The sequence below is a fragment of the Bacillus sp. HY001 genome (assembly GCF_007558965.1).
Lineage (GTDB): Bacteria > Bacillota > Bacilli > Bacillales > Bacillaceae_G > Bacillus_A > Bacillus_A mobilis.
Window position 1 is genome coordinate 203,954 of sequence record NZ_VLTE01000032.1, and the last position, 9,508, is coordinate 213,461.

Annotated in this window: 2 protein-coding genes; both read left to right on the plus strand. The window is 35.4% G+C overall.

Annotation, left to right across the window (positions count from 1 at the left end):
- The first annotated feature begins 364 nt into the window (after nucleotides 1-364).
- A complete protein-coding gene (locus FOT98_RS33450) occupies nucleotides 365-1,015 on the plus strand; it encodes an Ig-like domain-containing protein (RefSeq protein WP_395940769.1) in 651 nt (216 codons plus the stop codon).
- Nucleotides 948-9,508 (plus strand): SpaA isopeptide-forming pilin-related protein (locus FOT98_RS17715; protein WP_483861239.1); only part of this gene is annotated, 8,561 nt, incomplete at its 3' end. The genes FOT98_RS33450 and FOT98_RS17715, both read left to right, overlap by 68 nt.

The window sequence follows — 9,508 nt, forward strand, 5'->3', positions numbered from 1 at the left end:
CTTTATAACGATTCTTTACACATTGCAAGAATACAAATCAATATAAAATAGTTTAAGCATTGCACTGCATATTTTTTGCATGTACCTATTTTATAAAGAACCACGTAACAAGTCACATCCTATAAAGGTCTGATATCATTCCTTATCAGTATTTCATTCGACACTTTTTGTCGAAATTTGTATATTCGCTCCCTATATTATTAAAATATACATTTTGTTTTACGTTACAAAGCATCGAATATGAATACTTTCCCTAAAGAGTATACGTAGTAAAGGAGGCATCACGTAAGTCCTATTGATCCATGACAAATAATCCCTTCACAAAGCATTTTTATACAATAGAAGGATTCATAAAGGAGGCACAATGAAAAAACTTTTCAATATATGTTTAATTGTATTCGTACTATTTTCACAGCTTGCTAGTTTTCCATACAATCAAGTAAGAGCGGAAACATTAACAGGCAATTCATTATTTGACACTGTTGAAATGAAAGATGCAACGAATCATATTATTGACGAAGCATTAAATCCTAAAAACTTAATACAAGTAGGATCAACCATTCACCTAGAATATGCTTGGTCAATAAAAGATCATCAGACAGACTCAGCAGTGCTCCAAATACCTAACGCATTAAAAGTTAAAAGTAATCAACAAGGAAATCTGACGGCGGATCAGCAAATTATTGGTCAATATTTTGTTACTGCAAACGATAACAAAATGAAACTAGTATTTAACGATCAAGTAAAAGATTCCAAAGGTGCTAGCGGAAAAATCAATTTTGATACAGTATTCAATCCTGATTTAAAACCTGGTGCAAAATCTGTTCAACTCTCGTTCCCTCTAGGTACAACAGCTAAGTCTATTTCAGTTCCTGTTCAAGTAGATAACCCAGCTTCACCTACTACTGATAAGGATACTGCTCAGCAACCTGCGGAGGAGCAAAAGAATGGCGATGCTCAGCAACCAACCTACGGAAGAGCAAAAGAACGGCGATGCTCAGCAACCTGCGGATAAACAAAAGAACGGTGATGCTCAGCAACCTGCGGAGGAGCAAAAGAACGGTGATTCTCAGCAACCTGCGGAGGAGCAAAAGAACGGTGATTCTCAGCAACCTGCGGAGGAGCAAAAGAACGGTGATTCTCAGCAACCTGCGGAAGAGCAAAAGAACGGTGATGCTCAGCAACCTGCGGAAGAGCAAAAGAACGGTGATGCTCAGCAACCTGCGGAAGAGCAAAAAAATGGTGATGCTCAGCAACCTACGGAAAATCCTGGTGATAACACAACAGAACAACCTGTTGAGAATCCAGATCCATCACCTAAGCAAATTACAGAAAACATTTTAACGGGTGTCACATTAACAGATAAAGACGGTAAACCATTTAACAATACGGATAATCGTCCAAATCCAAATTCTATTACCCAAATCGATTTTACATGGGAAGTTTTAAAATCGCTAAACGTCAAAAAAGATGATTATTTTACTTTCCAACTCCCAGAATACTTTATTGTCCACAATACGATTACACAGGATTTAATAGATGGAAAAGGACATACGATTGGGTCATTCGTTGTTACGCCTGATGGCAAAGTAACGATGACTTTTAACGAATATGTTGAAGATCATCCTGATATAGCTGGACATTTAAACATTCGTACGGAGTTTAATGAAGTAAAAATTACAGGGACTACAGAAAAACAAATCCCATTCCCTATTAAAGAAAAAGACGTTATTATTGAGCTCGATTTTAAACCTAAAGTAAAACAATCTATAGATAAAAAAGGTGTACCTGATAGACCAACTAATACGAATCAAATTAATTGGACAGTAGAAATGAACAAGACAAAAGATACACTGACAAATGCTGTCTTCCAAGATAACATTCCAAACGGAGCAAGTCTCAATGAAGATTCTATTAAGGTTTATTATTTAGAGGTAGATATTAACGGGAAGACAACTCGTGGAGCAGAAGTTCCTAAGGAAGAATATGAACTTACTTCATCCTCTGATAAATTAAATATCGCTTTTAAAAACGAAACGAATAAAGCTTATCAAATTGAATATGCGACAAAGATTACAGATGAAAGTGTTACTAGTTTCAAAAATGAAGCAAAGGTATCAAGCAAGAATCAAAAAGATGTATCTGCAAATGCAACTGTAACTGTAAAACGAGGTACGCATCTAGAAAAAACTAGCAAGTACAATCCAAAAACACAAACAATCGAATGGACGATCACTTACAACGGTGACCAAAGAAAAATTGAAAAAGAGGCTGCTCTTTTAAAAGATATTCTAGATAAGGATCATAAAATTGATCTAAGTTCTATTGTTGTAAAAAATGCTTCTTATAATGATAGTGGGCAAATTGTCACTGGTGACAATGCTACAAACTTCACAGTAAAAGAAACGACTGAGGGATTTGATTTACAGTTTACTACTGATATTGATAGTGCCTACGTAATTACTTACACATCAAAAGCCGCGGGTGATGTCATCACAGATGGTGAAATCGAAAATAAAATTATCGCAGATGGTGGTTCAAGTAAGACAAACAAGGTTACATTACAACAACAAAACATCATAAAGAAACATAATAAAAATGCAGGCGATACAGATTACAATGCGAAAACAACAAAATGGACAATTATTGTAAATGATAACAACTACGTGTTAAACGATGCTGTTATCAAGGATACGTTTGACTTTGGTGGTCTAACGTTACAGAAAGATAGTTTCAAAATTACAGATGGATCGAGAACGCTTGATCCAGAGTTTGATTACACACTTGATGTAACAGATAAAGGATTTGAAGTGAAACTAGCTGGTGATTATAAGTCTAATATGAATAAAACTTTAACTATCACATACACAACAGACTTTAATTACGAGAATCTATCCAAAGAGAAAGATAATAAATCATTCAAAAATACAGCAAATTTATCATGGATAGACATAAATGATCAAAAGAACAATAGTTCATCTGATGATACATTTGATCCTGATTACTACACAAAAGGAAACGGATTTAAATACGGCTCTTACAATGCCCAAACGAAAGAAATTAAATGGGACATAGGTTTTAACTATAATAATATGACGATTAAGGACCCTTCTATCGTTGACGTATTAAGGGATAACCAAAAATTAATACCGGAATCTATTGAAGTTCGACATATGAAATTAACTGGTGGTGCACATGGATTTGAAGTAGGTGATCCTGTTCCATCTAGCGAATATACGATAGAAGCTCCAACAACAGATAATAACAATACATTAACGATTCATTTTAAAAACGAAATTAATTCTGCATATTATATTAGCTTTAAAACTTCACTTGCAGGTGAACAAATTAATAAGCGCTACGATAATTATGCCGATTTAAAAGATGGGTCGAAAACTGTTACTACTATCCATGGTGCATTTGAGATTACAAACGGTGGTAGCGGTGTTACGAAAACAGCAAAGCAAAATGACAAGTATATTGATTGGAGTGTTTCTATTAATGCAAGTCAATCAACTATCGAAAATGCTGTCGTAACAGACGAACCGACAGATAATCAAGTGCTTGATGAGAAGTCCTTCCATCTATATCCGACAACGGTAGCCGTAGATGGAACTTTAACAAAAGATACAGCAAATGAATTAAAAGAAGGAACAGACTATAAACTCAAAGTAATAACAGACAACGATACAGGGAAACAACAGTTTAAAGTTGAATTTCTTCATACCATTGAGCGAGCTTATATTTTAGAATACCGCTCACTCATTAATGCAGATCATAATGAAAAGGTAAGTAATAAAGCGACGATTACTGGTCACCGTTTAACATTAACGAAAGTAGAAGATGTTAAGTTCGTTGAAGTTAAAGTATCTACTGGATCTGGAGGTGGTTCTGCTAGTAAAGGACGCGGGAGCCTTCAAATTATAAAGGTTGATGACAAAGATAGAAAAGTAGCATTAGCCGGAGCAGTATTTACTTTATATGATCAAACAGGTACAACCGCTATTCGAACAATTACAACAGGTGATGACGGTGTCGCTAAGTTTAACAACTTACGACGTGATAAATATATGATTAAAGAAACGAAAGCACCTGAGGGTTATGTAATTAGTAAAAAATTAAGAGAAGGTATACTTGTTGAGCTAAGTTCTGAAGAAGTTACAACTTACCCCCTTACAAATGAGAAATTTGTCGGGAAAGTAGTACTTACAAAAATTGATGCTCACAGTAAGGAAAAACTTAAACATGCTGTTTTCTCTTTACTGGATGAAAAAAAACAAGTTATTCCTGAACATAAAGAATTAACAACAGATGATAAAGGTCAAATTGCTGTAGATAATTTAAAACCAGGAACGTACTACTTACAAGAAACAACGGCTCCTGAGCATTATAAATTAAACAGTACACCTACTAAATTTACAGTCAAAGAAGATCAAACGACTGTAGTATACCGAACTGCGACAAATAGTTTGATTCCAGGATCGGCCATTTTAACAAAAGTCGATAAAGATGGGAAAACTTTATCAGGCGCGGAGTTCAGTGTACGTGATCGACATAACAATGTAATTCGCGGATACGAAAAATTAACGACAAATGATCAAGGTCAAATTGAAGCAAAAGATTTACGCCCTGGAGACTATCAATTTGTCGAAGAAAAAGCACCTAAAGATTACGACATAGATAAAAAACCAATTGAGTTTACAATTGTAAAAAGTCAAAAGGAAGCATTTACTGTTACCGCAACGAATCATCTCATTAAAGGTGGCGTCACTTTAACAAAAGCTGATGACGTTGATGGCACTACACTTGAAGGTGCTGTATTTAAAATTGTTGACGCAAATGATGAAAAGAAAGTCATTCGTGAAAATGTAACAACTGGCGCAGATGGGAAAGTAACTGTTAAAGACTTAGAGCCTGGCATGTATAAATTTATTGAAACGGAAGCTCCAAAAGATTATACGTTAAACAAAGACCCGATTCCGTTTACAATTGACAAAAGTCAACAGTCTTTCGCTATTGCCAAAGCAACAAACAGCTTAAAAACAGGAGAAGTGGAATTATTAAAAGTTGATGAGTTTGGTGAGAAAAAGCCGCTAAAAGGTGCAGTATTCAAACTTGTCGATGCAAATAATAATGAAGTTCACACTAACTTAACCACTGATAAAGAAGGAAAACTTACAGTTAGTAATTTACGTCCTGGTACGTATAGATTTATTGAAACAGCTGCTCCTGAACATTACGTTTTACGAGCAGAACCTATTGAATTTAAAATCGATAGAAGTCAGAAAGAAACTCTACTTGTGAAAGCTGAAAATGCTTTAAAACCAGGAGATGTTGAATTAACGAAAGTTGATGATATCGATGGTACAACTCTTGCAGGTGCTGTATTTAAAATTGTTGATGCAAATGATGAAAAGAAAGTCATTCGTACAGGCTTAAAAACGAATTCAGACGGGAAAGTTACCGCTACTGGCTTACGCCCTGGCAATTATAAATTTATCGAAGTAACAGCACCGAAGTATTACGATAAAAATACAAAACCTATCAAGTTCACGATTAAAGAAAGTCAAGGAACTTCACCAATTACCGTTACTGCTAAAAATAGCTTAACAAAAGGCGGTATTGAATTAACAAAAGTGAATGCTGCAGATGAAAAGGAAACACTCGAAGGTGCAGTATTTAAAATCGTTAATAGAGATACGAATGAAGATGTTCGTACGAACCTTGTTACGGATAGTAAAGGAATGCTAGTTGTAGATGACTTACGTCCTGGTAACTATAAACTTATCGAAACAAAGGCTCCAACTTATTACGATGTAAATGTAGAACCAATTGAATTTACAATTGAAAAAGGGCAACAAAAACCCCTTCCACTTACATTTAAAAATAGTTTAACGAAAGGAAAAGTTAAACTTATTAAAGAAGATGATGTGGAAAGTAGTATTGCTCTTGCTGGCGCTGTATTCAAACTACAAGACGCGACTGGCAAAGAAATTGCAAAAGATTTAAAAACAGATGATTATGGAGTACTAGTTATTCCTGATTTAGCACCAGGAGATTATCAATTTATTGAAACATCAGCTCCTGAACATTATAAATTAGATCAAACACCGATTAAGTTCACGATTAAAAAAGGTAGCAAGGAAGATCTTCCTATCCCTGTCACTGTAAAAAATAGTTTACTTACAGGTGGCGTTACTTTAACAAAAGTTGATGACGTTGATGGCACTACACTTGAAGGTGCAGAATTTAAAATTGTTGATGCTCATGATACTAAAAAGGTAGTTCGTAAGGGGTTAACGACTGATAAACAAGGTATCGTTACCGCTTCTGACTTGCGTCCGGGAGATTATCAATTTATTGAAGTAAAGGCTCCAAAAGACTATGACCTAAGCAAAAACCCGATTCCGTTCACTATCAAAAAAAGCCAACAAGAAAACATTACCGTTACTGCTACTAACAGCTTAACGAAAGGCGGCGTCATTTTAACAAAAATTGATGACATCGATCGTACAATGCTGAAAGATGCAGTATTTAAAATTGTTGATATGGACGGGACAGAAGTTCGTACAAACCTTGTTACAGATGAAAATGGTGAAATTTCTGTTTCTAATTTACGTCCAGGAGACTATCAGTTTATTGAAACAGCTGCTCCTGAACATTATGTGTTAGATGAGACACCAATTCCATTTAAAATTGAACGAAACCAAACGAAAAAGATTCCTGTTGCAGGGAAAAACACGTTGAAAAAAGGTAGCGTTGAATTAACAAAGATTGACGATATTGATACTGATACGAAGCTCGCTCATGCTGTATTTAATTTATTAGATGCAGACGGAGAGATAGTTGAAGAAGGCTTAAAAACAAATGCTGAAGGAAAAATTGTTGTTGAAAACCTACGTCCTGGTACGTATAAATTTATTGAAACAGCTGCTCCTGAACATTACGATTTAAATAAAACACCGATCGAATTTACAATTAAGAAAAGCCAAACTGAAACTCTTCATGTTACGGCCAAAAACGCTCTAACAAAAGGTGCAGTAGAACTTTCTAAAGTAGATGACATCGATGGTACTAAACTTGAAGGCGCAGTATTTAACATTGTTGATATGAAGGGTACTGTAATTCATAAAGGTCTTGTTACAAATGGTAAAGGGAAAATTGAAATTAACGACCTACGTCCTGGTGATTATCAATTCATCGAAACAGAAGCTCCTAAGCATTACGTTTTAGATGAAACACCAATCAATTTCACTATTGAAAAAGGACAGAAAGAGACTATTTCTTTAACCGCTAAAAATAGTTTAAAACAAGGTAGTATCGAATTAATTAAAGTGGATGATTTAAACGATCAAACAAAACTTGCCGATGCCGTGTTTAATTTACTAGATCAAAACGGTAAAGTACTTAAAACGGATTTAAAAACAAACGGTGAAGGAAAAATCATTGTTGAAAACTTACGTCCTGGTACGTATCAATTTGTCGAAACTACGGCTCCGAAACATTATGATTTAGACAAAAAGCCAATGGTAGTTACAGTTGAAAAAAGCCAGAAAAATATTGCTACTGTTACTATGAAAAATAGTTTAACTAAAGGCGGCGTTGAACTTATTAAAGTGGACGACGTCGATGGTACTACTCTTGAAGGCGCAGTATTTAACATTGTTGATATGAAGGGTACTGTAATTCGCGAGAATCTTACTACCAATTCACAAGGTAAAATTAGCGTTTCTAACTTACGTCCTGGTGATTATCAATTCGTCGAGACGAAAGCTCCGAAACACTACGATTTAAATAAAGAACCGATTCCTTTCACAATTGAAAAAGGACAAGCCGAACCGCTTTCTGTTATTGCTAAAAATAGTTTAACTAAAGGTGCGGTAGAGCTTTCTAAAGTGGATGACGTCGATGGCACTGCCCTTAAAGGCGCAGTATTTAACATCATTGATTTAAGTAATGGCAATGATGTTCACATTAATCTTACGACAGATGCAGATGGAAAAATCTCTGTTCCAGATTTACGTCCTGGAGACTATCAGTTTGTTGAAACGAAAGCTCCTGAACACTACAAATTAGACAGTACACCGCTTAAATTTACAATTAAGAAAAGCCAAGCAGAGAAGCTACAAGTCACTGCTACTAACAGCTTAATTGAAGGTGCTGTTGAATTAATTAAAGTGGATGATATAAATCCAGATACAAAACTTTCTGATGCAGTATTTAACATCATTGATGCGAAAGGTAAAGTTGTTCGCACGAATTTAACTACTGATAAAGACGGGAAAGTCTCTGCTTCTAATTTACGACCAGGAGATTATCAATTCGTTGAAACGAAGGCTCCTAAAGATTATGATTTAAATAAAACACCGATTCCTTTCACTATCGAGAAAAGCCAATCAACTCACGTTTCTGTTACTGCTAAAAATGGCTTAACTAAAGGTGGCGTAGAATTAACGAAAGTTGACTCTCTAGATGTGAAAGAAATGCTAGAAGGTGCGGTATTTAAAATTACTGATATGAACGGTAACGACATTCGTACGAATTTAGTTACCGATAAAGACGGCAAAATTGTCGCTAAAGACTTACAACCTGGAGACTATCAATTTATTGAAACGAAAGCTCCGAAACATTATGACTTAAATGAAACACCTATTAAGTTCACAATTGAAAGAAGTCAAACAAAACATGTCTTCGTTACAGCTACGAACAGCTTAACGAAAGGTAGTGTGGAGTTAATTAAAGTGGATGATGTTGAAGAAAACACAACACTTGAGGGTGCGGTATTTAAAATTGTTAATAAGGATGGACACGACGTCCGTACTGATTTAACTACTGATAAAAACGGCCGTTTAGTTGTGGATGAATTACCACCAGGAGACTATGAGTTTATCGAAACAAAAGCTCCTACTCATTATGACTTAAACGAAACACCTATTAAGTTCACAGTTAAAAAAGGGCAAGAAAAAATCGCTTCCGTTACAGCTACGAATAGCTTAACGAAAGGTGCTGTGGAACTTTCTAAAGTAGATGATGTCGACGGTACTACCCTTAAAGGCGCTGTATTTAAAATCGTTGATATGAACGGGCACGACGTTCGTTCTAATTTAACTACTGATAAAGATGGTAAAATTTCTGTTTCTGATTTACGTCCGGGAGACTACCAATTCGTTGAAACGAAAGCTCCTACTCATTACGACTTAAATCAAAATCCTATCAAGTTTACTGTTGAAAAGAGTCAAACGGCTACAGCTTCTGTTACCGCTACAAATAGCTTAACGAAGGGCGCTGTTGAATTAATTAAGCTTGACGACGTTGACAACTCTACTCTTGAAGGGGCGGTATTTAAAATTGTTGATATGAACGGCAATGATGTTCGTTCTAATTTAACTACTGATAAAGATGGTAAAATCTCTGTTTCTGATTTACGTCCGGGAGACTATCAGTTCGTTGAAACGAAGGCTCCTATTCATTACGACTTAAATCAAAATCCTATCAAGTTTACTGTTGA

Coding starts and splice junctions, on each gene's coding strand:
- FOT98_RS33450 (WP_395940769.1), top strand. CDS start 365: ATGAAAAAACTTTTCAATATATGTTTAATTGTATTCGTACTATTTTCA.